At 64.4% G+C, this 26,032-nt stretch carries 24 protein-coding genes and 1 riboswitch; of the genes, 6 read left to right on the forward strand and 18 right to left on the reverse strand.

All coding sequences use genetic code 11. The features are described from left to right. The first annotated feature begins 61 nt into the window (after positions 1 to 61). Positions 62 to 1,240, forward strand: coding sequence for an MFS transporter (locus tag AB7M33_RS02465; protein ID WP_454242375.1), 1,179 nt, complete (start codon positions 62 to 64; stop codon positions 1,238 to 1,240). A gap of 232 nt (positions 1,241 to 1,472) precedes the next feature. Beyond that, positions 1,473 to 4,949, forward strand: coding sequence for a hybrid sensor histidine kinase/response regulator (locus tag AB7M33_RS02470; protein ID WP_099428524.1), 3,477 nt, complete (start codon positions 1,473 to 1,475; stop codon positions 4,947 to 4,949). Here the strand turns inward: AB7M33_RS02470 and rmuC are convergent. Next, positions 4,921 to 6,294: a DNA recombination protein RmuC gene (rmuC, locus tag AB7M33_RS02475; RefSeq protein ID WP_172960404.1), complete on the reverse strand. Its 1,374-nt coding sequence runs from the start codon at positions 6,292 to 6,294 to the stop codon at positions 4,921 to 4,923. The genes AB7M33_RS02470 and rmuC overlap by 29 nt on opposite strands. Before the next feature lie 194 nt (positions 6,295 to 6,488). Next, complete coding sequence (locus AB7M33_RS02480) at positions 6,489 to 6,908, reverse strand: tetratricopeptide repeat protein (protein WP_252826983.1); 420 nt, start codon at positions 6,906 to 6,908, stop codon at positions 6,489 to 6,491. Between the two features lie 954 nt (positions 6,909 to 7,862). On the opposite strand from AB7M33_RS02480, the gene AB7M33_RS02485 reads away from it, so the two are divergent. From AB7M33_RS02485 to AB7M33_RS02495, 3 genes are all read left to right on the forward strand, one after another. Further along, entirely contained in the window at positions 7,863 to 8,087 is a 225-nt protein-coding gene (locus AB7M33_RS02485; RefSeq protein ID WP_027595881.1) for a hypothetical protein, read from the forward strand. A gap of 249 nt (positions 8,088 to 8,336) precedes the next feature. Then, entirely contained in the window at positions 8,337 to 8,819 is a 483-nt protein-coding gene (locus tag AB7M33_RS02490; protein WP_027595880.1) for a hypothetical protein, read from the forward strand. 146 nt (positions 8,820 to 8,965) lie between these two features. Further along, the gene (locus AB7M33_RS02495; protein ID WP_265969882.1) at positions 8,966 to 10,231 is read left to right on the forward strand and encodes an OmpP1/FadL family transporter; all 1,266 of its coding nucleotides are present in this window, start codon (positions 8,966 to 8,968) and stop codon (positions 10,229 to 10,231) included. A gap of 42 nt (positions 10,232 to 10,273) precedes the next feature. Here the strand turns inward: AB7M33_RS02495 and AB7M33_RS02500 are convergent, their stop codons facing one another. Further along, the gene (locus AB7M33_RS02500; protein ID WP_454242376.1) at positions 10,274 to 11,203 is read right to left on the reverse strand and encodes a LysR family transcriptional regulator; all 930 of its coding nucleotides are present in this window, start codon (positions 11,201 to 11,203) and stop codon (positions 10,274 to 10,276) included. Positions 11,204 to 11,318: 115 nt separating this feature from the next. Here AB7M33_RS02500 and AB7M33_RS02505 point away from each other — a divergent pair, with 115 nt between their 5' ends. Then, positions 11,319 to 11,579: a DUF2798 domain-containing protein gene (locus AB7M33_RS02505; protein WP_027595877.1), complete on the forward strand. Its 261-nt coding sequence runs from the start codon at positions 11,319 to 11,321 to the stop codon at positions 11,577 to 11,579. A gap of 134 nt (positions 11,580 to 11,713) precedes the next feature. Here AB7M33_RS02505 and AB7M33_RS02510 read toward each other — a convergent pair whose 3' ends face one another. From AB7M33_RS02510 to AB7M33_RS02580, 15 genes are all read right to left on the reverse strand, one after another. Beyond that, positions 11,714 to 12,265, reverse strand: coding sequence for a glutathione peroxidase (locus AB7M33_RS02510; protein WP_454242377.1), 552 nt, complete (start codon positions 12,263 to 12,265; stop codon positions 11,714 to 11,716). A 45-nt stretch (positions 12,266 to 12,310) separates the two neighbouring features. Beyond that, positions 12,311 to 12,433 (reverse strand): hypothetical protein, encoded by a 123-nt coding sequence (locus AB7M33_RS02515; RefSeq protein ID WP_258703717.1) that lies wholly within the window; start codon positions 12,431 to 12,433, stop codon positions 12,311 to 12,313. Then, a complete protein-coding gene (locus AB7M33_RS02520) occupies positions 12,430 to 13,632 on the reverse strand; it encodes an MFS transporter (protein WP_420832935.1) in 1,203 nt (400 codons plus the stop codon). The genes AB7M33_RS02515 and AB7M33_RS02520 overlap by 4 nt, the downstream gene beginning before the upstream one ends. 63 nt (positions 13,633 to 13,695) lie before the next feature. After that, positions 13,696 to 14,100, reverse strand: a complete 405-nt coding sequence (locus AB7M33_RS02525) for a MarR family winged helix-turn-helix transcriptional regulator (RefSeq protein ID WP_454242378.1) — start codon at positions 14,098 to 14,100, stop codon at positions 13,696 to 13,698. Between the two features lie 85 nt (positions 14,101 to 14,185). Further along, positions 14,186 to 14,920, reverse strand: coding sequence for an adenosylcobinamide-GDP ribazoletransferase (locus AB7M33_RS02530; protein ID WP_454242379.1), 735 nt, complete (start codon positions 14,918 to 14,920; stop codon positions 14,186 to 14,188). Between the two features lies 1 nt (position 14,921). Continuing rightward, entirely contained in the window at positions 14,922 to 15,488 is a 567-nt protein-coding gene (gene cobC / locus AB7M33_RS02535; RefSeq protein ID WP_027595872.1) for an alpha-ribazole phosphatase family protein, read from the reverse strand. Next, a complete protein-coding gene (gene cobT / locus AB7M33_RS02540; RefSeq protein WP_099428518.1) occupies positions 15,485 to 16,540 on the reverse strand; it encodes a nicotinate-nucleotide--dimethylbenzimidazole phosphoribosyltransferase in 1,056 nt (351 codons plus the stop codon). The genes cobC and cobT overlap by 4 nt, the downstream gene beginning before the upstream one ends. After that, positions 16,537 to 17,058, reverse strand: coding sequence for a bifunctional adenosylcobinamide kinase/adenosylcobinamide-phosphate guanylyltransferase (gene cobU, locus AB7M33_RS02545; protein WP_099428517.1), 522 nt, complete (start codon positions 17,056 to 17,058; stop codon positions 16,537 to 16,539). The genes cobT and cobU overlap by 4 nt, the downstream gene beginning before the upstream one ends. A 1-nt stretch (position 17,059) precedes the next feature. Then, positions 17,060 to 18,514 carry a cobyric acid synthase gene (locus tag AB7M33_RS02550; RefSeq protein WP_454242380.1) on the reverse strand — a complete coding sequence of 485 codons (1,455 nt, stop codon included), beginning with the start codon at positions 18,512 to 18,514 and terminating at the stop codon, positions 17,060 to 17,062. Beyond that, the gene (cobD, locus tag AB7M33_RS02555; RefSeq protein WP_454242381.1) at positions 18,511 to 19,503 is read right to left on the reverse strand and encodes a threonine-phosphate decarboxylase CobD; all 993 of its coding nucleotides are present in this window, start codon (positions 19,501 to 19,503) and stop codon (positions 18,511 to 18,513) included. Before cobD ends, AB7M33_RS02550 begins: the two co-directional genes overlap by 4 nt. After that, positions 19,496 to 20,404 (reverse strand): adenosylcobinamide-phosphate synthase CbiB, encoded by a 909-nt coding sequence (gene cbiB, locus AB7M33_RS02560; protein ID WP_454242382.1) that lies wholly within the window; start codon positions 20,402 to 20,404, stop codon positions 19,496 to 19,498. Before cbiB ends, cobD begins: the two co-directional genes overlap by 8 nt. Then, positions 20,401 to 21,051, reverse strand: coding sequence for a 5,6-dimethylbenzimidazole synthase (gene bluB, locus AB7M33_RS02565; RefSeq protein ID WP_027595866.1), 651 nt, complete (start codon positions 21,049 to 21,051; stop codon positions 20,401 to 20,403). The genes cbiB and bluB overlap by 4 nt, the downstream gene beginning before the upstream one ends. Then, entirely contained in the window at positions 21,048 to 22,343 is a 1,296-nt protein-coding gene (locus tag AB7M33_RS02570) for a cobyrinate a,c-diamide synthase (protein ID WP_454242383.1), read from the reverse strand. The genes bluB and AB7M33_RS02570 overlap by 4 nt, the downstream gene beginning before the upstream one ends. Further along, positions 22,340 to 22,951, reverse strand: a complete 612-nt coding sequence (gene cobO / locus AB7M33_RS02575) for a cob(I)yrinic acid a,c-diamide adenosyltransferase (protein ID WP_027595864.1) — start codon at positions 22,949 to 22,951, stop codon at positions 22,340 to 22,342. The genes AB7M33_RS02570 and cobO overlap by 4 nt, the downstream gene beginning before the upstream one ends. 120 nt (positions 22,952 to 23,071) lie before the next feature. Continuing rightward, a riboswitch (cobalamin riboswitch) is annotated at positions 23,072 to 23,293 on the reverse strand. A gap of 72 nt (positions 23,294 to 23,365) precedes the next feature. Continuing rightward, a complete protein-coding gene (locus AB7M33_RS02580; protein ID WP_454242384.1) occupies positions 23,366 to 25,912 on the reverse strand; it encodes a dermonecrotic toxin domain-containing protein in 2,547 nt (848 codons plus the stop codon). Positions 25,913 to 26,032 lie beyond the last annotated feature (120 nt).

Genomic DNA, 26,032 nt, shown 5'->3' on the forward strand with positions numbered 1-26,032 from the left:
CGAGACAAACCCTCACTGCCCACCTATCCTTGGCCTCTTGCCCAGTGACAAGGACGTGGCAATGCTCGCCGCCCTCAAGCGCTACCCACCCGCCGTACGCCTGCTGCTCACCACCACCTTCACCCTGACCCTGGCGCGCGCCCTGACGCTGCCATACCTGGTGGTGTACCTGGCCGATAACTTCCAACTGCCGGTCAGCCAGATCGGCCTGCTGATCGGCGGCGCGCTGATCATCGCCTCGCTGCTCAGCCTGTACGGCGGCCACCTGGTGGACACCGTGCGCAACCATACCGTGGTGATCGCCAGCACCTTGGTGTTTGCGCTGGCCTTCATCGGCGCCATCGCCAGCCGCTCGGCCGCGCTGTTCTTCCTGTGCCTGGTACTGATCAACCTCGCCCTGGCGGTGGTCGACATCGCGGCCAAGGCCGGCTTTTGTGCGCTGCTGCCAGTGGACGAACGGGCCGAGGTGTTCGCCATCAAGTACACCTTGAGCAACGTCGGCTATGCCGCAGGCCCCTTGCTGGGCGTCGCGATGCTGGAGCTGGATGACCACCTGCCCTTCATCGCCTCCGCCTTGCTTGGCCTGGGGATGGGCCTGGCCTACCAGCGCCTGGGGGACCGCAGCCTGCAGGGCGATGCCCCGGCGCAATCGGCTGCAGGGTTCGCGCAAGTGGCGCTGGGCTTGGCGCGTGACCGGCGGCTGGTGTGCTTCACCTTGGGCGGGGTGCTCAGCGCGGTAGTGTTCGGCCAGTTCACTGCCTATTTGTCGCAGTACCTGGTGGTAACCACCACCCCAAGCGAGGCGGCGCGGCTGGTCGGCTACCTGGTGACCACCAACGCCATCACGGTGATTGCCCTGCAATACCTGATCGGCCGGCGTATCAGCCGCCAGCGCCTGATGCCTTGGCTACTGGCCGGGATGGGCTTGTTCATCGCCGGGCTGCTGGGGTTTTCATGGGCAAGCACGGTGCCGATGTGGTGCCTGGCGATGCTGGTGTTCACCCTGGGGGAAATCATCGTGATACCCGCCGAGTACATGTTCATTGACCTGATCGCCCCAGAGCACCTGCGCGGGGTGTATTACGGTGCACAGAACCTGTCCAACCTGGGCGCGGCGCTGGGGCCGGTGATGGTCGGGTTTGCCCTCGGGCACTGGTGGCCGGGGGCGATCTTCTACCTGCTGGTGTTGTCGGTGATACTGGCGGGGGTGTTTTACTGGCGGGGTACCCGCAGGTATTGATGTTGCCGGTACCGGCCTCTTCGCGGGTAAACCCGCTCCCACAGGTACTGCGCAGCGCTCAAGCCGGTGGTGTTCCTGTGGGAGCGGGTTTACCCGCGAAGAGGCCGGTACAGGTGTAGGCCGATCCCTGCGACGACTCGCCACTGCGACCATCGTCGGCGCTGACGAACCTGCGCCTGCGTGCCAGACTGATTGATCGGGACCGCGTTACCTTTTTTGCTCCGGAGTTTTCATGTCGTTGTCCAGTGGGCTGATCGCCGTGGTCGCCCTGGCCTATATGGCCATCATGTTCGCCATCGCCTTTTACGGCGACCGACGCAGCACACCGTTGCCGCCGAAGCTGCGTGCCTGGGTGTACAGCCTGTCGCTGGCCGTGTACTGCACCAGCTGGACCTTCTTCGGTGCCGTCGGCCAGGCTGCCGAACAGCTCTGGGCGTTCCTGCCGATTTACCTGGGCCCGGTACTGCTGCTGATTTTCGCACCTTGGGTGCTGCAGAAGATGGTGCTGATCAGCAAGCAGCAGAACATCACCTCGATCGCCGACTTCATCGCCGCGCGCTACGGCAAATCGCAGACCCTGGCCGTGGTAGTGGCGCTGATCTGCCTGGTCGGCGTGCTGCCCTACATCGCCTTGCAGCTCAAAGGCATCGTGCTGGGCGTCAACCTACTGATCGGCGCCAACGCCGACGCCACCGGCACCCGCGTGCAGGACACCGCGCTGGTGGTATCGCTGGTGCTGGCACTGTTCGCCATCGTCTTCGGCACGCGTAGCCTGGACGTGACCGAGCACCACCGCGGCATGGTCCTGGCGATTGCCTTCGAGTCGTTGATCAAGCTGTTGGCGTTCCTGGCCGTGGGCATCTTCGTGGTGTTCAACCTGTACGACGGCTTTGACGACTTGTTCAGCCAGGCGCGCCAATCGATCCAGCTGGAACGCTACTGGCAGGAGACCATCAACTGGCCGTCGATGGTGGTGCAAACCGCGGTGGCCATGATGGCAATCATCTGCCTGCCACGGCAGTTCCATGTCACCGTGGTGGAGAACATCGAACCGCAGGACATGCGCCTGGCCCGCTGGGTGTTCCCGATGTACCTGGTGCTGGCTGCGCTGTTCGTGGTGCCAATCGCCCTGGCCGGGCAGATGCTGCTGCCGGGCACGGTGATGTCCGACTCGTTCGTCATCAGCCTGCCCCTGGCCGAAGCCCACCCGAGCCTGGCCCTGCTGGCCTTCATCGGTGGCGCCTCGGCGGCCACTGGCATGGTCATCGTCGAAGCCGTGGCGCTGTCGACCATGGTCTCCAACGACATGCTGCTGCCCTGGCTGCTGCGCCGCAACAATGCCGAGCGCCCGTTCGAAGCGTTCCGCCACTGGATGCTCTCGGTACGCCGGGTGACCATCGTGGTGATCCTGCTGCTGGCCTATGTCAGCTATCGCCTGCTCGGTTCGACCGCGAGCCTGGCGACCATCGGCCAGATCGCCTTCGCCGCCGTGACCCAGCTCACCCCGGCCATGCTCGGCGCGTTGTACTGGAAGCAAGCCAACCGGCGCGGCGTGTTCGCCGGCCTCGCCGCCGGCATCTTCCTGTGGTTCTACACCCTGGTGCTGCCGATTGCCGCCCATAGCGTGGGTTGGTCGCTTGAGCTGTTCCCGGGCCTGGCGTGGCTGCATGGCAACCCGCTGAACCTGCCGATCAGCCCACTGACCCAAGGCGTGGTGCTGTCGCTGGCGGGTAACTTCACCTTGTTTGCCTGGGTGTCGGTGCTGTCGCGCACGCGGGTGTCAGAGCACTGGCAGGCTGGCCGCTTCATCGGCCAGCAGACCAGCGCCCGCCCTAGCAGCAAACCGCTGCTGGCGGTGCAGATCGATGACCTGCTGACCCTGGCCTCGCGCTTCGTCGGCGAAGAACGTGCGCGGCAGAGCTTCATCCGCTTCGCCTACCGCCAGGGCAAAGGCTTCAACCCCAACCAGAACGCCGACGGTGACTGGATCGAGCACACCGAGCGCTTGCTCGCCGGGGTGCTCGGCACCTCGTCGACCCGAGCCGTGGTCAAGGCCGCCATCGAAGGCCGCGACATGCAGCTTGAAGACGTGGTGCGCATCGCCGACGAAGCCAGCGAAGTGCTGCAGTTCAACCGCGCGCTGCTGCAAGGGGCTATCGAGAACATCAACCAGGGCATCAGCGTGGTCGACCAGAACCTGCACCTGGTGGCCTGGAACCGCCGCTACCTGGAGCTGTTCAACTACCCCGACGGGCTGATCAGCGTTGGCCGGCCGATTGCCGACATCATCCGCTACAACGCCGAGCGCGGCCTGTGCGGCCCGGGCGAGGCGCAGGTTCACGTGGCGCGGCGCCTGCACTGGATGCGCCAAGGCCGCGCGCATTCCTCCGAGCGGCTGTTCCCCAACGGCCGGGTCATCGAGCTGATCGGCAACCCGATGCCCGGTGGCGGCTTTGTCATGAGCTTCACCGACATCACCCCGTTCCGCGAAGCCGAACAGGCGCTGCGCGATGCCAACGAGGGCCTGGAGCAGCGGGTGGCGGAGCGTACCCATGAGCTGTCGCAGCTCAACCAGGCATTGTCCGAAGCCAAGAGCCAGGCCGAGGCGGTGAGCAAGTCCAAAACCCGCTTCCTGGCCGCGGTCAGCCACGACCTGATGCAACCACTGAACGCCGCGCGGCTGTTCTCCGCCGCCCTGTCACAACAGGCCGAGGGCATGAACGAGGAGGCCCAGCAACTGGTGCAGCACATGGACAGCTCGCTGCGCTCGGCCGAAGAGCTGATCAGCGACCTGCTGGACATCTCGCGCCTGGAGAACAACAAGATCACCCCGGACGCCAAGCCATTCGCCCTCAACGAGCTGTTCGACACCCTGGGCGCCGAGTTCAAGGTACTGGCCGCCGAGAAAGGGCTGGAGTTCCGCCTGCGCGGCAGCCGCCTGCGGGTCGACAGCGACATGAAGTTGCTGCGCCGCGTGCTGCAGAACTTCCTGACCAACGCCCTGCGCTATGGCAAAAGCCCGATTCTGCTGGGTGCCCGCCGGCAGGGCGAACGCCTGTGGCTGGAAGTGTGGGACCGCGGCCCGGGGATCGCCGACAACAAGCTGCAAGAGATTTTCCAGGAGTTCAAACGCCTGGACAGCCACCAGACCCGTGCCGAAAAAGGCCTGGGCCTGGGCCTGGCCATTGCTGACGGGCTGTGCCGGGTACTGGGCCATAGCCTGGAAGTGCGCTCATGGCCCGGCAAGGGCACGGTGTTCCGCGTCAGCGTCCCGATCGCCCGCCAGGCGGCGCCCGCGCCCAGCGCGCCGGTGGAGCAGACGGGCCAACCGCTGGCCGGGCTGCAGGTGCTGTGCATCGACAATGAAGACAGCATCCTGATCGGCATGAACAGCCTGCTCAGCCGTTGGGGCTGCCAGGTCTGGACCGCCCGCAACCGCGCCGAATGCGAGGCTTTGCTGGCCAACGGTATGCGCCCACACTTGGCGCTGGTGGACTACCACCTGGACGACGGCGAAACCGGCACCGAGCTGATGGGCTGGCTACGCGCCCGGCTGGGCGAGCCGGTGCCTGGGGTGGTGATCAGCGCCGACGGCAGCAAAGAGACCATCGCCCTGGTGCATGCCTCAGGCCTGGACTACCTGGCCAAGCCGGTCAAGCCGGCAGCCTTGCGCGCCCTGCTCAATCGGCATCTGAGCCTGGTTCAGTAACCGCTTCGTCCGGCAGGGCTTCATCGGACAGCGCCCGCTCCAGCAAGTCTGCCGGCAGGCTCTTGCTGGCACGGGCACCCAAGAGCTTGAGCTGCTCGCTGCGGCTGACCAGGTTGCCGCGCCCTTCGCACAGTTTGTTGCGCGCTGCTGCGTAGGCCTTATCCACCTGCTGCAAGCGGTTGCCTAGCTCGTCCAGGTCCTGGATGAACAGCACGAACTTGTCGTAAAGCCAGCCGGCGCGCTCGGCGATCTCGCGGGCGTTCTGGCCTTGGCGTTCCTGCTTCCACAAACTGTCGATCACCCGCAGTGTGGCCAGCAGCGTGGTCGGGCTGACAATCACGATGTGCCGGTCGAAGGCTTCCTGGAACAGGTTGGGCTCGGCCTGCAAGGCCGCCGAAAAAGCGGCCTCGATGGGCACGAACAGCAGGACGAAATCCAGGCTGTGCAGGCCTTCTAAGCGGTTGTAGTCCTTGCTCGACAGGCCTTTGACGTGGCTGCGCAACGACTGCACATGCTGCTTGAGCGCAGCCTCGTCATTGCTGCCAACAAACTGCTGGTAAGCCGTGAGGCTGACCTTGGCGTCGACCACGACCTGCTTGTCGCCGGGCAACATGATCAGTACATCGGGCTGGAAACGCTCGCCATCGGCGCTCTTCAGGCTGACCTGGGTCTGGTATTCGCGGCCCTTCTCCAGGCCCGCGTGCTCCAGTACCCGCTCCAGGATCATCTCGCCCCAGTTGCCTTGGGTTTTCTGGCCCTTGAGGGCCTGGGTGAGGTTGGTGGCTTCGTCGGACAGGCGCTGGTTGAGCTGCTGCAAGCGCTCCAGTTCCTTGCCCAGGGAGAAACGCTCGCGTGACTCCTGCTGGTAGCTTTCCTCGACGCGCTTCTCAAAGGCCTGGATGCGGTCCTTGAGCGGGTCGAGCAGTTGGCCCAGGTGCTGCTGGCTGGTCTGGGCAAAGCGTTGCTCGCGCTCGTCGAAGATTTTCGTGGCCAGGTCGGAGAACTGGGCGCGCAGGGTGTCGCGGGCCTCTTGCAGGTCTTCCAGGCGTTGTTGGTGGTTTTCCTGCTGCTCGCGCAGCTCGGCCTCCAGGCGTGCGCCTTGGGCTTCCAGACGGCGCAACTCGGCTTCACGGTTGGCGCGTTCGAGGCTCCAGGCGTGGGCGGCATCGCGGGCATTGTCGCGGTCGATCTGCAGCAACTCCAGCTCACGGCCCTGGGCTGCCAGCTGGGCTTGCTTGACGGTGTTGGCTTCGCTGAGGTCGCTGACTTCGTCGCGGCTGGCGTCCAGTTGCGCCTGCAACCCGGCCAGGGACAACTGGGCAGCGTTAAGGCGCTCTTCGAGCAGGGCCTGTTCACCCTGTCGGGCACCCTGGCGACGCTGCACCTGCATGACCCACACCAGGCAGGGCAACGCACCTGCCACCAAGCCCAGCAGAATGCTGGCCAGATCCACTGTCATGGTTACCCCGATCGAACATGATGAATGCTGCGCAGCTTATCAGCCTGGGAACTGGCCTAGCGCCTTTTCACGCGTCACCATCAACCGGAAAACCACTGCCCCAGCAGCCGCCGCGCTTCCTGCGAGCCCTGCGCAGCGGCCAGCTCCAGCCAGTAGCGGGCCTGGTCCGGCTCGCTGGCCTGGCACAGCCGGGCATATTCCAGCTGTGCGCGGCGATCACCGGCGCGGGCAGCCTGGCGCAGCAGCTCGTGGCCGATACGCCGGTCCCGGGCATTGCCGCAATCACGGCACAGCATCTGCCCCAGCCGGCTCTGGGCCACCACCACGCCCTGGCGCGCTGGCTGTTTCAGCAAGCGGCCTGCCAAGTGCTTGACCTGAGGCTTGTCACCCAGGCGCGGGCTGTCGAGCAACCACAGGGCCACTTTCAGGGAGAAGCGTTTGGGTGGAGGCACTGACGAAGCGTCAGCAGGGTTGGCGAGGTGTTTACCGCGAAACTTCATGAGCAACAGGCAAGGTGACTCGAAAGGCGCGCCACTCTACTCCATTTTTCCTGGCATGGCCTGTCGATTTCTGGAGGATTGAAAAAAAATTTCGATGATCTTTTCTTGACGTTTTCGAGTGGATGACCAACCGGTCTAGCGGCGCCCGAAGATTGTCCGACAGTTCCTTGGGTTGCTGGCACACCCGTCCTAGAGCAAGCGCTTTGGACAATCCACAGTTCCTGTGGATAACTCGGTGGACAACCCCCTTCGGTGGCCCTTAAACCCCCGTGAAATGGGGCCTCCAGTCAAACTGACGATTTTTTCACCAGCTAAAATTAGTGTTTTTTTTCATTGACTTAACTCACCAGTCAAGGCATTGGCGACGCTGTAGAGGGCTGTTGCGGGTGTGTTACAGCGTGCGCGCCAAATGTGAACAACTGCCCCTCACGCCTTCATTTGGGTGCACAAAAACAGCACATCCTCGGTAATGACAGCCCTTTGCCCCCCTTCCCAGCCCGCGAAAGAAGCGCCATACTGCTCGGCTAGCCTGGGCAGGTGCACAAACACTTGCCAAAGCATTTTATCTGCGGTAAGGTGCGCCTCGTTAGTACCAAGCTGAAAGTCAATTCTGGCCAGAAGCGTCCTTGCAACGCTGCTCTCCCAAAAGCAGGCATTGCTGAAACCAGGACCGGCCACACTCGATGATTCCCTCGCCAGCCAAACGCTGCCCAGCAAGAATCACCTTGCAGATTGATCAGGATTCCACCCCGACGGCCTAGAACCTTGGCCCCGGCGTGCTGCCTGCCCTCTTAAGTACCTACCAGTCAGCCCAAGCGCCCACATTTGATTGCGCTCTCTCTGGCTGCTTTGTTCCAGTCAGGTTCGTTTCGTCCCTTAATAAAGGCGTCACTGGAACGTTTCTATCATGCACGGATCATACCCTCCGTGTTTAAAGCAGGAACCTCCAATAATATGCAAACTCATCCACACATTCAGGCTGCCATTGGCACCCTTTCCCAGGCCTTCTCGCCGTTGAAGTGCCTTATCGTTGCCCCTCGCAAGGGCAGCTTCAGCTTTACCCTGGTGGACGAACACGGCGTCGCCTGCCACACCGAACGCCTGTACCCTGAACAGTACAGCCGCAAGGAACCCCTGCAGGCAGTGATCGCCCGGACCCGTCAGTCGCTCACCGCGTGAGCGGCGAATACGGCGGCATTCAGGCGCTGAATCATTGCCCAGGTAGCCTGCCTGATCGTTCTTGGCGTAATTGCCCCATGGCATATAGCCTCGAACGTCAGGCAGCAATCGATTTAAAAACAGCTCTTTACACCACGATTATCACACTACACTTCAACTCGAGCGGTGCTAACCGCTTCCGGCGGGCCTGATCATTCACCAGCTGCCAAGCTCCAGCGCCCGTCCGGCCCTTACTTGCTCGAGGGCATCATGGGTATCGCGGCGAATGAATTGTGTCTGTATGTGATCCGACCCACCCTGGTCTACCTGGACCGCCACTGCCCTAGCGCTGAAGCATTGCTACTGGGCATCGCCGCCAGCCAGTCAGCCCTCGGCTCAGCCTTGCACGACCGGCGTGGCCACGGCCTCTACCGCATCGGCGAAACCCGTCACCAGGCGCTCTGGGACGAGTATCTCGCCCGCGACCCTGACCTCGCCAGCCTGGTCCGCGGCCTCGCCAGCCAACACGCCTTTCTTGGCGGCCCCCACCTGGAACTCACGGTAAACCTTCGCTATTCCACCGCCATCGCCTGGATGCTGGTCGAGGCGCAAGCCACGCCCCTGCCTGCTGCTGACGACTTGCTGGGCCTGGCGCGAATCTGGCGCCAGGTTTTCCACCCTCAGGGTCGCCTGCGCGACTTCACCCACGCCTGGCATACCTGCATAGATCAGAGATTGCCACAGGCATCTTAGGAAACGCCCTACAGCTTTACCGGAAAAAATGGAATTTTGGTCGGATTGTCCTACAAAACCGCTCTATCTCCTGTGATTGAGGCTATAGCGCGGCGGGCAATTTGTTGGTAGCTTTTCGCCCCGGAGATCCCAAGGAGTTTCTAATAATGAAAAAAGTAATGCTCAAAACCTCCCTCGGCGTAGCCGTTGCGCTTGCTTCCAGCCAACTGCTCGCCAGCGGCTTTGCCCTGAACGAACAGAGCATCAGCAGCATGGGGACAGGTTTCGCGGGACGTTCTTCTTCTGCCGAAGATGCCAGCACCGTGTTTGGCAACCCAGCCGGCATGTCCCGCCTCAAGCGCGAACAGATCACCGTGGGCGGCGCCGCCGTCATCGCCAAGTCCGATATCTCGGGCCCTGGCAGCAACCTCGGGGGGGAAACCGATGGTGACATGGTGCCTCTGGTTGGTGTACCGATGGGCTATTACGTCAAGCCGATCGACGATCACTGGAGCGTCGGTTTCGGCGTCTACGTGCCCTTCGGCCTGGTGACCGACTACGGCAGCGACGATGCTGCTCGCTACTGGGGCAAAAAGAGCCACGTCGAGGTGGTGACCTTCCAGCCAACCGTCAGCTACGCCTTCAACGACAAGGTTTCGATCGGTTTCGGTCCAACCATCAACCGCATCAAGGGTGAGCTGGGCTCGAGCCTGATCAACCCGTTCAGCCCTGGCCGCAACGACGGCGAAGTGAAGATCAAGGGCGATGACACCGCCGTGGGCTACAACATCGGTATCCTGGTCCAGGCCACCGACAGCACCCGCGTCGGCCTGACCTACCACTCGATGGTCGACTACAAGCTCGAAGGCAAGACCCGCGTCAGCACCCCGCTGATCGGGCCGTTCAACGGCAACAAGTTCGATGCCACCCTGAAGATCAAGACGCCTGAGTCTGTCGATCTTTCGGTCACCCACGAACTCGACGACCAGTGGACCCTGTACGCAGGCAGCACCTGGACCCGTTGGAGCCGCCTGGAAGACATCACCGTGCAGAACGATGTGCCGGCACCGCTGGCAGGTTCGGCGTTCCAGACCATCACCGAAGAGCAGAACTGGCACGACACCTGGGCACACGCCATTGGCGCGTCGTACAAGGTCAACAAGGAGTGGGTACTGCGTACCGGCTTCACAGTCGACCAGTCGCCAACCAACAACCACGACCGTTCACCGCGCATCCCGACTGGCGATCGCAAGGTGTTCAGCCTGGGTGCCGGTTGGAGCCCAAGCGAAGACATGACCATCGACGTGGCGTATTCCTACCTGTGGGAAGAGGACACCAAGGTCAACCAGGTCAGCGCGACCAAAGGCAGCTACCAGGCCAAGTACGAAAACAGCGCTCACGGCGTCGGTGCATCCCTCACCTACCGCTTCTGAGTCGCCCCCGCCGTATGGAAAACCGCCCTCGTGGCGGTTTTTTCATGCCTGGATTTTCCAGTTGTCACCCAGGCATTCATGCAGGTAGTCCATGAATGCGCGCACCTTCGCGGTCATGGCAAAACGATCGGCCAGGCACAGGTAGATATCCATCGGCTCGGTCTGGGCATAGGCCTGGCCGTTGTCGCTGTATTCGAACACAGGCACCAGCGCGCCGGACGCCAGGTAAGGCCGCACGATGAACTCAGCCAGCCGCGTGATGCCGCCATCGTGCAGGGCCATCTGCGTCAGGGCGTCGATATCGTCACTGATCAGCACAGTGCCGAAATCCGCTTCAAAACGCAGCCCGTCGCGCATGAAGCCCCACCGCAGGAAGCGGCCGTCGACCGGGTAGCGGAACACCAGGCAGCGGTGCTCGCGCAACGCCTCGGGCGTGGCAGGCACGCCGGCGCTTGCCAGGTAACCGGGAGAGGCGCAGCAGATGAATGGAATACGGGCAATGTGCCTCGCCAGCAGGTGCTCCTCCAGCTGCGGGGCGATGCGCAGGCTGACATCGACGTCCTCGCGTGCATGGTTGACCCGTCGATCAGTCGTTACCAACTCTATCGAAAGCTGGGGGTAACGGGCACTGAATGCCGGGATCAAGGGCGCCAGCACATGGCGACCGAAGGCCGAGGTCGAGGCAATGCACAGGCGGCCCTGGGGCTCACTGTCGGGGGTGGTGACGGCCAGTTCGGCCAGGGCAAGGTCTCGGTCCACCTGCCTGACCCGCTCGTAGTAGAGCGTGCCGGCGGGGGTCAAAGCCATGCTGCGCGTGGTGCGGGTGAGCAAGCGCACCTGCAGATGCGCTTCAAGGCGTGCGAGGTTCTGGCTCACCGCCGCCGGGCTGAGCCCCAGGCTGCGCGCCCCGGCAGCGATGCTGCCGGCCTCTACCACCTTGATGAAGCTGCGGATGGCATTGAGCAAGTCCATGTCGAGCCCTTGGGATTCGTAAGAATCTCTTTATAAAGAACTCAATGACGATGGTCTACAGCCCTGCCACCGACGATTGCTAACCTGCGCCTCCACTCAACTTTCTGGAGTTCGCATGAGCAACCTGTCCCCTACGCGCAGCCGGCGCAAACTGCGCCCCAGTGCCACACCGTACGTGTTCGCCTTCTACATGTCGTCGATCATGGCGTTATTGATGTGCTTCGTGATCACTGCGGCCAACGCCGGGGTGAACCCGCAGTATCTGAGCAACGTATTGAAGGCCTACCAACTGGCCATGCCGGTGGCGTTCCTCTGCGTGCTGATGGTCAGGCCGGTGGTGCTACGGCTGGTGGCGATTACCGTTCACCCCCATTAAAAGCCCCCCTCATTGATCACCACACCCTTTGTAGGAGCAGCCTTGTGCTGCGAAGAGGCCGGCACAGGCAACAGACATAGCAGATACCTGCACCGGCCTCTTCGCAGCACAAGGCTGCTCCTACAAAAAAAGGGCTATGGCTGCGATGCGATGGCCTTCTCGATCGCTGCCCTGAAGGCCGGGTCGTCCGGCTTGGTCAGGCTAGAGAAGCTGCCAATCACCTTGCCCTTGCGATCCACTACGTATTTGTAGAAATTCCACTTCGGTGCATTGCTCTGGCTCGCCAGCTCGCTGAACAGCGGGATCGCATCCTTGCCACGCACCGGCTGGGCCTTGGTCATGGTGAAGGTCACCCCGTAATTGGCGTAGCAGACCTTGGCAATCTTCTCGCTGTCGGCGTCTTCCTGCTTGAAGTCATTAGAAGGCACACCGAGCATCTCCAAGCCCTGCTCGTGGTACTCCTTGTACGTCGCCTCAAGCCCCTCGAACTGCGGCGCAAACCCGCAATAGCTGGCGGTGTTGACCACCACCAGCGGCTTGCCGGCAAAGCGCTGGCACAGATCAACCTGCCCTTTGCCACGCAGTTCGGGCAGGCTGCCCTGCAACACGACCGGGCAATCCGCAGCCCAGCTCGACGTGGCGGCAAGCAGGGCCAGCACAGGCACCGTCAACCAATGTGCACGCATCGTTCGTTCTCCCGCAAGACAATCCTTGAACTTGCAGGGTAGCGCTTAACAAACCCCCATGCCCAGTTGCATCAACGCCAACCCACCCTGGTGCCACCCCCACCACACCAGCGCCAGTAGCACGATCGCGGCAACGGCGAGCAACCCTTGGGCCAGGTAGCGCTTCATGCGGCCTGGGCCTGCAGGCGGGCGACCGGGCGTTCACGCACCGGCCAGTTGAGGGCAGCGGCCAGCAGGCTGAGCAGGATCGAAATCTGCCAGACCAAGTCGTAGTTGCCCGTGCGGTCGTAGACCACCCCGCCCAACCAGCCGCCCAGGAAGGCGCCCAACTGGTGGAAGAGGAACACGATGCCGCCCAGCATCGACAGGTTGCGCACACCAAACAGTGTCGCCACTGTGCCGTTGGTCAACGGGACGGTAGAGAGCCACAGCAGGCCCATGGCGATGCCGAACAGGTAGGCGCTGAATTGGGTCACAGGCGCCCAGAGGAACAACACGATCACGACTGCGCGGAGCAGATAAAGCCCTGTGAGCAGGCGCGGCTTGGACATGCGCCCGCCCAGCCAGCCGGCGGTGAAGGTGCCGACGATGTTGAACAGGCCCACCAGTGCCAACACCGTGGTGCCCGTGGTCGCAGCCAGGTGTTGGTCGACCAGGTAGGCCGGCAGGTGCACGCCGATGAACACCACCTGGAACCCGCAGACGAAAAAGCCCAGCGCCAGCAGCCAGAACCCGGTATGCGAGCAGGCTTCACGCAGGGCCTGGCCCAAGGTCTGTTCGGCGCCATGGCTGGGCATCGGGCGGTCACGCAACAGGCCGACGAGGGGCACGATGAGTGCCACCATCAGGCCCAGGACCAGCAACGCGGCGGACCAGCCCAGCCACTCGATCAAGCCAAGGGTGCCGGGCAGCATGGCGAACTGGCCGAACGAACCGGCCGCACTCGCAATGCCCATCGCCATGCTGCGTTTGTCGGCCGGCACGGCGCGCCCAACCACACCCAGGATGACCGAGAACGAGGTGCCGGAAAGGCCGATGCCGATCAACAGGCCAGCGCTCAACGACAGCGACCAGGCGGAGTCAGCCATCCCCATGAACATCAACCCGGCGGCGTAGAGGATGCCACCGATGATCACCACGCGCGCCGCGCCCACGCGGTCAGCCAAGGCGCCGGCGAACGGTTGTGCCAGCCCCCAGATGAGGTTCTGCAAAGCGATGGCGAAGGCAAACACACCACGCCCCCAGCCAAAGTCGGCGCTCATCGGCGCCAGGAACAGGCCAAAGCCGTGTCGCACACCCAAGGACAGCGCCAGTATCAACGCTGCCCCCACAAGCACCCACCCGCTGGTTCGCCACACCGAAGTCATTGTCGTTATCTCCAGCACATCGCAAGGTTTTGCGGGTATATACCCGCTTATAGTCGCATCAGCTCAAGCCAGTTGTTCCAGCAAGCGCACCAATTCATCACGCTGCCCTATGCCCAAGCGCTCCACCAGCAACCCCTGGGCCTGCTCCCAGGCCGGGTAAGCCGCTTTCAGCAGCGCCTTACCGGCTTCGGTCAGCAGCACCACGCGGTTGCGTTGGTCGTCGCCGTCAGCCAAGGCCACCAGGCCATCGGCTTCGAGCACCCGCAGGTTGCGCCCCAAAGTGCTGCGTTCGAGGCCCATGGCCTCGGCCAAGGTGGTGATGCTAGGGCGGTCGAGCCGCTGCAAGTGCCGCAACAGGGAAAACTGGGCGACATTGATGCCGAAGCCGGCAAGGGCCTCGTCATAATGCCGGCTCACCCCGCGGGCGGCACGACGCAGATGGGTACAGATGCATTCACTGGTCAGCATGGATACGTGTATATACCCGCGTCATGGGTGTTGCAAGAAGTTTCATCAGGATGGACTGCGGCGTGGGAGATCGCGTGCAGGTGATTCAGAGGCCCAGCGCCAACCCCAGCACCACGGTCAGCTCCAGCAACTCGAGCATCGCCCCGGCGGTGTCACCGGTCGTGCCGCCCAGGCGCCGACACATGAGGCGCCGCAACCAGGCGAACACAGCCACGGCTGCAACCAGCACCCAGATCGCGCCCCAACCGCCCACGGCAAGGCACAGGGCTGCACTGGCGAGCAATACCCACCCGGCAGCAGCGCGCGGCAGATGTTCGGCCAGCGCCTGCCCCAGGCCACCGGGGCGTACGTAAGGCGTACAGAGGAACAGGCCCAGCATCGCCGCACGCCCCACCACCGGTGCCAGCAGCAGCTCGAGCCCTGCCCCACGCTCGACCAGTACCCACAACGCACAGAATTTCAGCAACAGCACCAGCACCAAGGTCACCACGGCGATCGGCCCGCTGCGCGGATCTTTCATGATCCGCAGCGTGCGCTCTCGGTCGCCGAAGCCACCCAGCCAGGCATCGGCGCTGTCGGCCAACCCGTCCAGGTGCAGGGCGCCGCTGAGCAACACCCACAGCGACAGCAGCAACGCCGCGTGCAAAGGCGCGGGCGTGCCGTGCAGCAGGTGATTGGCCAGCCACAACAGCAGGCCGAACAGCAGCCCGACCAGTGGGTAGCACAACAGCGAGCGGCCTACTTGCTGCGGCGCCGGCATGCCCGGCAAACGCACCGGCAGGCTGCTGAGAAACTGCAGGGCAATCCAGAACGGCAGCATGTCAGTGCGCCTCGCCCAATTGACCGTCGTCACGCAGCACCAGACGCACCAATGCGCCGTGGGCAACTTCCACCTGCAGCAACTGCTCCCGGGGCAGGCCACGTGCACGGGCCAGCAACAGGCGCATCACCCCGCCGTGGGTGACCAGCAGCACGCGCTTGCCGGCATGCTGCTGGCTCAAGCGCTCGACGCCCGCCAGTACCCGTTCGGCAAACGCACTGACCGGTTCGCCATTGGGCGGGGTATAGCCATAAGGGTCGGCCCAGAAGCGACCCAGCGCATCGGCCTGGTCTTCCATGATCTGCGCCGCGCTGCGGCCTTCCCAGTCACCGAAATGCAGCTCCTGCAAAGCGGCCTCACGCTGTACTGGCAGGTGCAGGCGTGCTCCCAGCTCATCGGCAAAACGCGCACAGCGCTGCAGCGGCGAGCTGACCAGCACCTGCCACGGGCCCGCTTCGGCCACCGCGCTGCGCATCTGCGCCCAGCCTTTTTCAGTCAGGGCATCATCAAGGCTGCCACGCAGGCCGCCCTGCTCCGTTTCGCCGTGGCGCAACAGGTCGAGGATCATGCCGGGCGGTCCGCCACGGCCGCTTCGGCAAACGTCGCCATCTGGCCGTGCAGCGCGCAGGCCAGGCGCAACAAGGGGACCGCCAGGGCGGCGCCGCTGCCCTCGCCCAGGCGCAGGCCCAGCGCCAGCAACGGCTCGGCCTGCAACGCTTCGAGCAAGGCCTTGTGCCCTGGCTCCGCGCCCTGGTGGGCAAACAGCAGCCATGCCCGGCATTGCGGGTTGAGGCGTACCGCCACCAGCGCAGCAACGCTGCAGATAAAGCCGTCCACCAGCACCGCGACACCCTCTTGCGCGCAGGCGATGTAAGCGCCCGCCAAGGCGGCGATCTCGAAACCGCCGACACAGGCCAGCGCCTGCAGCGGGTCGTCAGCACGCAGGCCATGCAGGATCAGCGCACGCTCGATGACTTCGGCTTTGTGCCGCACACCGGCGTTGTCCAGGCCAGTGCCTGGGCCGCTCAATTCACGCGCTGGGCAGCCCAGCAAGTTACTGGCCAGGGCGGCGGCAGCGGTCGTGTTGCCGATGCCCATTTCGCCACCGATGAACAACTGCGCGCCCTGTTCGGCGGCCCGCAACGCGCTGTCGCGGCCGGCCTGCAAGGCGGACTGCAACTGGGCCTCGGTCATCGCTGGCTGGCGGGCGAAGTTGGCGGTGCCGGCGCCCAGGTGCAGATGCCGCACACCGGGCAGCGCCAGGCTGGGGTCGATGGTGCCGAGGTCGACCACTTCCAGGCTGGCTTGCAGCTGGCGCGCCAACACGCTGATCGCCGCGCCGCCGCCAACGAAGTTGCGCAGCATTTGCCCGGTCACGGCTTGCGGGTAGGCCGAAATGCCCTCCTCTACCACACCGTGGTCACCGGCGAAGATCGTGATCGCCAGTTGGTCCACCACGGGCCGCTCGCGGCCTTGCAGGCCCGCCAGGTGCACGGCCAGGCCTTCCAGCTGGCCGAGCGAACCGGCAGGTTTGGTCAGCTGTTGCTGACGGGCGCGGGCCTGGTCCATGGCGGCGTTGTCGAGGGGTTGGCAGGCATCACGCCACCAGGCTTGAGTCATAGTGCAGGTCCTTTGAGCATAAGGGGCAGGCCAGCCACGGTCAGCACCACGCGCTGACAGCGTTCAGCAACGGCCTGGTGTAGCCAGCCGGCCTGGTCGACATAACGCCGGGTCAGTTCACCCATGGGCACCACGCCCAGGCCGGTTTCGTTGCTGACCAAGATAACCGTGCCGGGCAACTGCGCCAGGCAGTCGAGCAGCGCATCGCGCTCCTCGGCCAGGCGCTGGTCGTTGTCGAGCATCAGCAGGTTGGTCAGCCACAGGGTCAGGCAATCCACCAACAGGCAGCGCCCTTCGGCCGCTTCGCGGCGCAGCACCGCCGCCAGTGCCAGGGGTTCTTCGATCAACCCCCAGTCAGCGGGCCGGCGTTGGCGATGCAAGCGCACGCGTTCGTTCATTTCACCGTCCAGCGGCTCGCTGGTGGCGATGTAGGTGACCGGCAGGCCGCTGTCGCTGGCCAGCTGTTCGGCCAGGCGGCTCTTGCCGGAACGGGCGCCGCCGAGGATCAGGTTGAGCATTTCAGGCGACTCCACACAGCGTGCGCAGGTGCGCGGTGTCCAGGTGTTTTTCCACCAGGTCCGCCAGGCGTTCGATATCACGCTCGCGCAGGGCCTGGTAGTCGATAGTCTCTGCATCGGCCAGCCCCGCCCAGCGCAGCAACGCGGCGCACGACTGGCTGCCTTCGAACAGGCCATGCAGGTAGGTGGCGAGGATCTGCCCATCGGCGCTGATGGCGCCGTCGCAGCGGCCGTCGTCCAGCTGCACGGCGGGGCGTTCCAGGGCCGGGCCCTGGGTGACGCCGGCATGGATCTCGTAGCCAGAAACCGGCGCGTTTTCCAGGGTCAAGGTACCGGCAACGTTGCGCAGTTGCTTGTCGGCCTCCAGTACCGTGGTGTAGTCCAGCAGGCCCAGCCCAGGGCTGGAGCCCGCCGGCCCTTCCAGGCCCAGCGGATCGTGAACCTGAGCCCCGAGCATCTGCAGGCCGCCGCAGATGCCGATGAGCTTGCCGCCATAGCGCAAGTGGCGGGCAATGGCGGTATCCCAGCCCCGCTCGCGCAGTTGCGCCAGGTCGCCCCGCACGCTTTTCGAGCCAGGCAGGATGATCAGGTCGGCAGGCGGTATCGGCTGGCCGGGCCCGATGAACTGCAAATCCACTTGCGGATGCAGGCGCAGCGGGTCGAAGTCGGTGTGGTTGCTGATGCGCGGCAGCACCGGCACGATCACCTTCAGCACGCGCTCCCCCTTGGCCACCTGGCGCACATCGATGCCGTCCTCGGCCTCCAGGTGCAGGTCGGTGACATACGGCAACACGCCCAGCACCGGCTTGCCGGTACGCGCTTCAAGCCAGTCCAGCCCAGGCTGCAGCAAGGCGATGTCACCGCGGAAGCGGTTGATGACGAAGCCTTTGACCCGCGCCTGCTCACTCGGCGACAGCAGCTCCAGCGTGCCCACCAGATGAGCGAATACCCCACCGCGGTTGATGTCGGCCACCAGGATCACCGGGCAGTCGACCGCTTCGGCAAAGCCCATGTTGGCGATGTCGCCGGCACGCAGGTTGATCTCTGCCGGCGAGCCCGCACCTTCGACCATCACCACCGGGTACGCGGCGCTCAGGCGCTGGTGCGACGCCAGCACCGCTTGCATGGCGATGGCCTTGTAGTCGTGATAAGCCACTGCATTCATGCTGGTGACCGCGCGACCGTGGATGATCACCTGGGCGCCAGTGTCGCTGTTGGGCTTGAGCAGCACCGGGTTCATGTCGGTGTGCGGCGCCAGCCGGCAAGCCTGGGCCTGCACGGCCTGGGCCCGGCCGATTTCGCCACCGTCGGCGGTCACTGCGCTGTTCAGCGCCATGTTCTGCGGCTTGAACGGCACCACGCCGACACCCTGGCGCAACAGCCAGCGGCACAGCGCTGTCACCAGCGTGCTTTTGCCGGCATCGGAGGTGGTGCCTTGCACCATGAGCGTGGTCATGCCGTTTCCTTTTGATAGTCGGTCAGGGCCTGGGCAAGGCGCTGCTCGTCCGCCGCACTGGCAGGCAAGCCCAGGCGCACGGCGGCGGGCTGCTCGAACAGGCGCACCAGGATGCCGCGCCGGGCAAGAAAGTCATGCAAGTGCGCGGCACGCTCGCTGCGCACGTACTGGAACAGGTCGCAGCCGCCGCTCGGCGCCAGCTCGGTGCTGTGCAACAGCGCAGCGAGGCGCTGGCTGCTGGCGGCGCAACGCTCGATCTGCACCTGGTGGGCAATGTGGTCGGCAAAGCAGGCTTGGGCCAGCACCCGCGTGGGGCCGCTGACAGTCCAAGGGCCGAGCAACTCAGCCAGCCGCTGCAGCACGCCGGGCTCAGCCGCAACAACCCCCAAACGCACACCGGCCAGGCCAAAGAACTTGCCGAACGAGCGCAGCACGATCAGGCCAGGCCGTTCGGCGCAGTCGACCACGCTGTGAGCGGGGGTGTTGTCCATGAACGCCTCGTCGACCACCAGCCAGCCCCCACGCGCCGCCAGTCGCCCATGCCAGTCGAGCAGGCGCTCCCGGCTGACTTGGCGGCCGGTCGGGTTGTTGGGGTTAACCAGCACCAGCACATCGAGGCTGTCGAGCGCGCCTTCCACCTGGGCTTCATCCAGTTCGAGCAATGTGTGCCCTGCCCGCTGCCAGGCATACGGGTGCTCGGCATAGCATGGGGTCAACACACCGACCCAGCCCGCCGGGCGCAGCAATGGCAAGGCCTGGATCGCGGCCTGCGAGCCAGCCACCGCCAACAGCTGGCGGGTGCCGTAATACTGCCGAGCGGCTTCTTCCAGGCCGTCTTCGGTCTCTGGCAGACGCGCCCAGGCGTCGAGTGGAATCGGCGGGATCGAGTAAGGCCAAGGGGCAATGCCGCTGGACAGGTCGAGCCAATGTTCGCGCGCGATCCCGTAGTGACGCACCGCACGCAGCAGACGACCACCGTGTTCAAGCATTCCAGTAAGCTCCCAGGCAAATCAGCAGTACCCACAGCCACACACCCCGCTGCACCAGGCTCCAGCCACGCTCGATAGCATCGGCATCGGCCATGGGCCCTTCGCCCAGGCGCGGCCGCTCGTGCAGCTCACCGTGATACACCGCCGGGCCGCCCAGCTCGACCCCCAGCGCGCCAGCACCTGCCGCCATCACGGGGCCGGCGTTGGGGCTGTCCCACAGGGGCCCTTGGTTGCGCCAGCAGGCCAGGGCCAGGCGGGTTTTGCCGAGCAGCGCGTAGGTCAGCGCCACCAGCCTTGCGGGAATATAGTTGAGCACATCGTCGATGCGTGCCGCGCACCAGCCAAACCGCTCGAAGCGTTCGTTGCGATAGCCCCACATGGCATCCAGGGTATTGCTCAAGCGGTACAACACCACGCCAGGCGCGCCCGCCACCACGAACCAGAACAGTGCGGCGAACACCGCATCGCTGCCGTTTTCCAGCACCGATTCGGTCGCTGCCCTTGCCACGGCGGGCTCGTCCAGCTCGCGGGTTTCGCGGCTGACCAGATAGCCGACCCGCCGCCGCGCCTCTTCCAGGTCACCCTGGCGCAATGCGTTCGCCACCGGCAGCACGTGCTCGCCAAGGCTACGCAGCCCCAACGCGCAGTACAGCGCCAGCACGTCGACTAGCCAGCCGATGTACGGCAGCCAGGACAGGACCAGTGCAACCAGGGTCAGCGGCACCACCGCGAGGAACCAGGCGCTCACGCCATGGCTGCGCCAACCGCGCCCGCCGGCATTCAGGCGATGCTCCAGGTTGGCGGCCATGTTGCCGAACGCCACCAGTGGATGACGCCGCTGCGGCTCGCCCAGCAAGGCATCCAGGGCCACCCCGGCCACGGTCAGCAAGGCAACGCTCATGGCTGCTCTCCCCATTGGTTGTGATACAGCAGGTCACTCAAAGGGCGTTCTTCTGCCCAGTTTTCCAGCACCAGCATCGGGGCTGGGTAAAATTCGGTCACAGGCCCCAGGCACAGTACCGCCACCGGCTTGGCCCCCGCCGGCATGCCCAGCAGTTCGGCCAATGCCACGGGGTCGAACAGCGATACCCAGCCCATCCCCAGGCCCTCGGCACGCGCCGCCAGCCACAGGTTCTGGATGGCGCAGGCCAGCGAGGCGAGGTCCATCTCCGGCAAGGTGCGGCGGCCAAAGATGTGCGGTTCGCGCTGGTCCATCAACGCGGCCACCAGCAATTCGGCGCAATCGTTGATGCCTTCGACCTTGAGCGTCATGAACGCATCGGCGCGTTCGCCCAGTGCATCGGCAGTGCGTAGCCGCTCTTCTTCGACCAACGCCTGGATGCGCGTGCGCAGGTCGCGCTGGGTGATGCGAATGAAGCGCCAGGGCTGCATCAGCCCGACGCTCGGTGCCTGATGCGCCGCAGCCAACAGGCGGGCGAGCAACGCCGGGGCCACCTCGCCACCGGCAAAATGGCGCATGTCGCGGCGTTCGCCGATGGCCCGGTACAGCGCGGCGCGTTCGGCGTCGCTGAAAGCGTGTTCGCTCATGGTCGCAACAGCGCCGCCGCCGCGTCCGGGTTGGAGGGGAAGTAGAAGTGCACGTAGGAAGCCGTCAGGCGGCCCAAGCGATACACCGCCTCGTTGCCACGCCCGCCGTTGGGGCTCAGCCCCCGGGCGATCGGCGCCAGCTCGGTGCTGGTGAGCGAGTGATGGTAGGTGTGGCCACGCAGGGTGCCTTCGGGCAGGTCCACTGCCTGCAAGGCCAGTGCGGCCAGGCGCTTCTGCATGGTCGCCTCGCCGGTCAGCAAGCCGAGCAGTTCGGCACGCTCGCCCGCTACGTCGGTCAGTGCGTCGAGCAGGTAGAGCATGCCGCCACACTCGGCCAGCAACGGCTTGCCCTGGGCATGATGGTCACGGATCGCCGCGCACATCGGCGCATTGGCCGCCAGTGCGTGGTGGTGCAGTTCCGGGTAGCCGCCCGGCAAGTACAGGCTGTCCACATCGGGCAGTTCGCGGTCGTGCAGCGGCGAGAAGAACACCAGCTGCGCGCCGAGGTTGCGCAGCAGGTCGATATTGGCACCATAAAGGAAGGCGAACGCCTCGTCCCGCGCCACGCCAATGCGCACACCGGCCAATGAAGCGGCGGCCGGCTGCGGTTCCGGCTCGGCAAACGCCACGGGCGGTGGTAAAGCGGCATCGCAACTGGCGCCCAGCGCTTCGGCCGCAGCATCCAGGCGGGCATCCAGGTCGTTCAGCTCGCTGGCCTGGACCAAGCCCAGGTGGCGGCTGGGCAGTTCGATACCGCGCTCACGCGACAGGCCGCCGTACCAGCGCAGCCCTTCGGTCAGGCTGCCTTCTAGCAGCTGCGCATGGCGCAAGCTGCCGACCCGGTTGGCCAGCACGCCGGCGAATGGCAGGTCGGCCTGGTAACGCGCCAGCCCCAGGGCCAGGGCGCCAAAGGTCTGGGCCATGGCCGTGCCGTCGATCACCGCCAGCACCGGCACGCCGAAATGGCGCGCCAGGTCGGCGCTCGACGGGGTACCGTCGAACAGGCCCATGACCCCTTCGATCAAGATCAGGTCGGCCTCAGCGGCTGCTTCCCATAGCAGGCGACGGCTTTCCTGCGCGCCGATCATCCACAGGTCGAGCTGGTAGACCGGTGCGCCGCTGGCACGCTCCAGGATCATCGGGTCGAGAAAATCAGGCCCACACTTGAACACCCGGACCTTACGCCCGAGGTTACGGTGCAGCCGGGCCAAGGCTGCGGTCACAGTGGTCTTGCCCTGGCCAGAAGCCGGCGCCGCGATCAACACGGCCGGGCAATGTCGCAGTTCACTCACAGTTCAACGCCCTTCTGCGCACGGATACCCGCCTGGAAGGCGTGCTTGAGCATGCCCATCTCGGTGACGGTATCGGCCAGTTCGATCATTTCAGGCTTGGCCGCGCGGCCGGTGACAATCACGTGCTGCATCGGCGGGCGAGCCTGGATGTCGGACAGCACCTGATCGAGGTCGAGGTAGCCATGCTTGAGCGCGATGTTCAGTTCATCGAGCACCACGAACTGAACGGTCGGGTCTTGCAGCAGCTGGCGCGACACGGCCCAGGCGGCTTCGGCGGCGGCGATGTCGCGCTGGCGGTCCTGGGTCTCCCAGGTGAAGCCCTCGCCCATCACGTGGTAGCGCACCTGCTCCGGGAAGCGCCGGAAAAACAGCTCTTCGCCGGTGCTGTTGCGGCCTTTGATGAACTGCACCACGCCGCACTGCATGCCGTGGCCCAGGGCGCGGGCGAGCATGCCGAAGGCCGAGCTGCTCTTGCCCTTGCCGTTGCCGGTCAGCACCAGCAACAGGCCGCATTCATTAGGGGAATTGGCGATGCGCTCGTCGATGACCGCCTTTTTGCGCTGCATGCGCGCCAGGTGGCGTTCGTCGCGTTCGGTGGGTTCGCTCATCAGGGTTCTCCGCAGGCTGACGCCACGCGAGAAGCGGCGACAGGTCGATAGGCAGGCAGACGGAGAACGCGCAGGAGCCGTGGCTGGACGCCACGGTGCACCGCGCATCACCCTCCGTGATGCCGTTGGCTGAATCAGGCCGGTCTCCGGGCTTGTGAGCGGGCCTTGGCCCACGCCTGCGCGCCTTCCCGGATGCTGGCATCCAGTGGCTGTGCGCGGCATTTGACTCACTTACCGTTGCGGGGGCAGCGCCGGGCTCGCGCCTTTGCTGGCGCCCACCGGCTTCCCAGTTTCACCCTGCCCAGACGGGGCTGGCAGGGCACCTGAAACACGCGCGAAGGTTAGAGGGTTGGGGCGGGAGCGTCAATCGAACGCGCCCGCCTTTGGCGCAGCGGTGGTGCTCAACTAACGACATTATTCAGGAAAGAACCGCGTCACCAGTGCCGGCGTCCTGATGTGCGCCGTGTAGGCCGCCAGGTCGAAGGCCAGCCCTGTGCGCAGGTCGTAAACCGGCCCCAAGGCAGGCTTGAGGGTCTGCCTCAGGGTGACCTTGATGAAGCGATAGTACTCGCCATAGACCTGCTGCAAGGCATCGATGCGGAAGTAGTTGCCAGGCTGGAACAGCGTTTCGGCCTCTTCGGAATATGACGAAAAGGCGCTGATCGGCGTTGCGCTGTGGTAGTCCCCGGCAGGCAGCTCGAACACCACCGAACTGTCATCGAACAAGCCTGGCACGCCGCCCGGCACGTTCGGGTAACGCAAGCAGGCAAACTCCGCGGCCATGTAGGGGTTTTCGGTGAACGAGGTGAAGTCGGTATTGACCAGCACATCGCCAACCCGCAGCTCACCGTTTCGGTAACGCTCACCACCGGTACGGCGCGAGCGATGCCCCCCTCGGTACAACCTCACCTGATTGTTTTTGGGCAACTGTTCGAGGCTATCGGCAAGGTCGGCAATATAGTCATCCTCATCGCCATACCGGTAGCTCCCCGAGCGGAACACATCGTTCACTTTCGACTCATCGCTGGTGTAGTAGTCGACCAGTGCGTTGAAGTACTCCGGGCCGTAGTGATACGAGTAGTGCGTGCGGCCCGCGACCTTGACGCAGTCCAGGTTGCGCTCATCGAGGTCGGGCGCGCGCCCGCGGGGCAGTTCGACGACCGGCCAGGACGCCAATAACGCCTTCTGCCGCTCAAGCGCGAATTCACCCAGCTTTTTGCTCTGCGGGCCGTTCGCTAACGTATAGGTATCCCAGAACGGTGAATTTGTGCTCGGCATACCTTCAACGGCCAAAGGTGTCCCCCCCAGCAATCGGGGCGGCGCCAGCACTTCCCACTCCCCGGCCTGGTTCAGACGCACCGGGTGCAGCGGGCTGAAGGCAAACGGGTTGTCCGCCGAAACCACCAGCCACACGGCCAGCTCATGGCTGTAACGCACGCGATAGGGCAAACCTTGCACATTGATCCAGCAACTGCCGTCGTCGTTGACGTGGATGCCGCGCAAGCGGCCCTCCTCGCCCGGCTCCCCGGTCAGCACGGTATTGGCGCCCTGCAACTCCTCCGGCAAGGCCGAAGCAGTCGTCGGTTGCCAGCGCCCCAATGAAAGGTTCGTTTCATGGGGCGGTGCTTGATACGCCAGCGAGGCAAAGCTCGCCTGGAAGCTGATATCGACCAGGTTCATGCTGGCGAATACGCTTTCGAGCATGGCCGAGCGCAGGGCATCCTTGCGGCTCTGTTCATCACCCGCGTGCAAAGCAGCGTCCACGTCCAGCGCCACCTTGCCCACACTGGCCCCCAGCAGCATCAGCGTGACCGGCCAGCCCAACGGCGCAAAACCACCAAACACACCCAAAAACGCCGCCAGATACCCACTGCACATGGCCTTGCGCAGCCCGGCATTGGTTTGCATCAGTTGCGCATTGCCCTGCATTTCGAGCCTGGCCTGTTCGACCAGGTAAGCAAAAAGGGTCGTGCCAAGCGGCCGCTTGAACAACGTCAGAGCGATCAATGCGGCTTCGTTCGAACGGCTGTCGGCAATACCTTGCAGGTGCACCTTGATCAACCGCCTGGCGGTGGTATCACGCGGATTGCTATGAGCACCCGCCACGAAGGCATCGAGGGTGTCCTTCGACTGCAACTGCGTGCGTATCCAACTCACCATCGCGAATTCGGAATCGAAGCCCTTGAGCGGCTTCTCTGCCCACGGCATATAGGCCATGACCCGCCCATCGGGCGCACTCAGGCTGAACAAACACCAGCGATCCGTTTCACCAAACACATAGCGGTGGACCGCAATCTCGCTGCGCGTGGCGCTCTGCTCAAGAACCTCCAGGGTGGGCAATTCACCGGTAGGCAAGGCATCGGTCACCATCCCCCGCACGTGATCCCAATCCCCTGGCGTAATCGTACCCTCCGCCAATGCCTCAGCGCCCTGCCCTAGCAGATTGGTCTTGGCCAGTACGTGAAAATGAGCACCATACTGCAACCAGAAGCGCTCGACCTGCGCACGGTAGTCAACCGCGAAGTCCAGCGCCCACAGGTCTTTTTGCACGTCACTGCCCAGCATCGGCACTTCGTTGCGCTCGTCGTAAAACGGCGCATGGGGCCCCTGCCGATAAAACCCGCCACGCATGTCGAGCTCGTCACTGGCATCTTGGAAGTACAGGTCGAAGCGGTCGATTACCAGTTCGTGCATCAACATCGACTTCTGCGGCGGATGGCTGTGTTGCCAGCCGGTTTTACTGAGGCTGCTGGAGTTCTCGTTATTGAATTGGTGCCACCAGACGAAGCGAGGGTCAATTCGCCTGCCCGTGTGTTTTTGCAGAATGCGCGCAGCCTGCTGGCTCGCCAGCGCGTAAGGGTCGGGGTAATCCCGCACCACGTCATCCACCAGCCGGACCAGCGGCCGCGCAGCATCGAATGCCTCGAGACTGCGAATCACCCTTGCTTTTACATCCGTCATGGCCCACTCCAGGCACTAGAAATCGGGCGTTCATCCTGGCGGCCTGCGTCAATACCGTGTGGTAGATGTATGCCTCCCGCCGCTGAACCCCGTGCGCACAACCCTGCTCTGAATATTGAG

This window comes from Pseudomonas sp. Y3 TE3536 (assembly GCF_053629175.1).

What these genes read in the sequence shown, in the direction of transcription:
- AB7M33_RS02465 (WP_454242375.1), top strand. Translation starts at nt 62, where the DNA reads ATGCTCGCCGCCCTCAAGCGCTACCCACCCGCCGTACGCCTGCTGCTC.
- AB7M33_RS02470 (WP_099428524.1), top strand. Translation starts at nt 1,473, where the DNA reads ATGTCGTTGTCCAGTGGGCTGATCGCCGTGGTCGCCCTGGCCTATATG.
- AB7M33_RS02480 (WP_252826983.1), bottom strand. Translation starts at nt 6,908, where the DNA reads ATGAAGTTTCGCGGTAAACACCTCGCCAACCCTGCTGACGCTTCGTCA.
- AB7M33_RS02485 (WP_027595881.1), top strand. Translation starts at nt 7,863, where the DNA reads ATGCAAACTCATCCACACATTCAGGCTGCCATTGGCACCCTTTCCCAG.
- AB7M33_RS02490 (WP_027595880.1), top strand. Translation starts at nt 8,337, where the DNA reads ATGGGTATCGCGGCGAATGAATTGTGTCTGTATGTGATCCGACCCACC.
- AB7M33_RS02495 (WP_265969882.1), top strand. Translation starts at nt 8,966, where the DNA reads ATGAAAAAAGTAATGCTCAAAACCTCCCTCGGCGTAGCCGTTGCGCTT.
- AB7M33_RS02500 (WP_454242376.1), bottom strand. Translation starts at nt 11,203, where the DNA reads ATGGACTTGCTCAATGCCATCCGCAGCTTCATCAAGGTGGTAGAGGCC.
- AB7M33_RS02505 (WP_027595877.1), top strand. Translation starts at nt 11,319, where the DNA reads ATGAGCAACCTGTCCCCTACGCGCAGCCGGCGCAAACTGCGCCCCAGT.
- AB7M33_RS02510 (WP_454242377.1), bottom strand. Translation starts at nt 12,265, where the DNA reads ATGCGTGCACATTGGTTGACGGTGCCTGTGCTGGCCCTGCTTGCCGCC.
- AB7M33_RS02515 (WP_258703717.1), bottom strand. Translation starts at nt 12,433, where the DNA reads ATGAAGCGCTACCTGGCCCAAGGGTTGCTCGCCGTTGCCGCGATCGTG.
- AB7M33_RS02520 (WP_420832935.1), bottom strand. Translation starts at nt 13,632, where the DNA reads ATGACTTCGGTGTGGCGAACCAGCGGGTGGGTGCTTGTGGGGGCAGCG.
- AB7M33_RS02525 (WP_454242378.1), bottom strand. Translation starts at nt 14,100, where the DNA reads ATGCTGACCAGTGAATGCATCTGTACCCATCTGCGTCGTGCCGCCCGC.
- AB7M33_RS02530 (WP_454242379.1), bottom strand. Translation starts at nt 14,920, where the DNA reads ATGCTGCCGTTCTGGATTGCCCTGCAGTTTCTCAGCAGCCTGCCGGTG.
- cobC (WP_027595872.1), bottom strand. Translation starts at nt 15,488, where the DNA reads ATGATCCTCGACCTGTTGCGCCACGGCGAAACGGAGCAGGGCGGCCTG.
- cobT (WP_099428518.1), bottom strand. Translation starts at nt 16,540, where the DNA reads ATGACTCAAGCCTGGTGGCGTGATGCCTGCCAACCCCTCGACAACGCC.
- cobU (WP_099428517.1), bottom strand. Translation starts at nt 17,058, where the DNA reads ATGCTCAACCTGATCCTCGGCGGCGCCCGTTCCGGCAAGAGCCGCCTG.
- AB7M33_RS02550 (WP_454242380.1), bottom strand. Translation starts at nt 18,514, where the DNA reads ATGACCACGCTCATGGTGCAAGGCACCACCTCCGATGCCGGCAAAAGC.
- cobD (WP_454242381.1), bottom strand. Translation starts at nt 19,503, where the DNA reads ATGCTTGAACACGGTGGTCGTCTGCTGCGTGCGGTGCGTCACTACGGG.
- cbiB (WP_454242382.1), bottom strand. Translation starts at nt 20,404, where the DNA reads ATGAGCGTTGCCTTGCTGACCGTGGCCGGGGTGGCCCTGGATGCCTTG.
- bluB (WP_027595866.1), bottom strand. Translation starts at nt 21,051, where the DNA reads ATGAGCGAACACGCTTTCAGCGACGCCGAACGCGCCGCGCTGTACCGG.
- cobO (WP_027595864.1), bottom strand. Translation starts at nt 22,951, where the DNA reads ATGAGCGAACCCACCGAACGCGACGAACGCCACCTGGCGCGCATGCAG.
- AB7M33_RS02580 (WP_454242384.1), bottom strand. Translation starts at nt 25,912, where the DNA reads ATGACGGATGTAAAAGCAAGGGTGATTCGCAGTCTCGAGGCATTCGAT.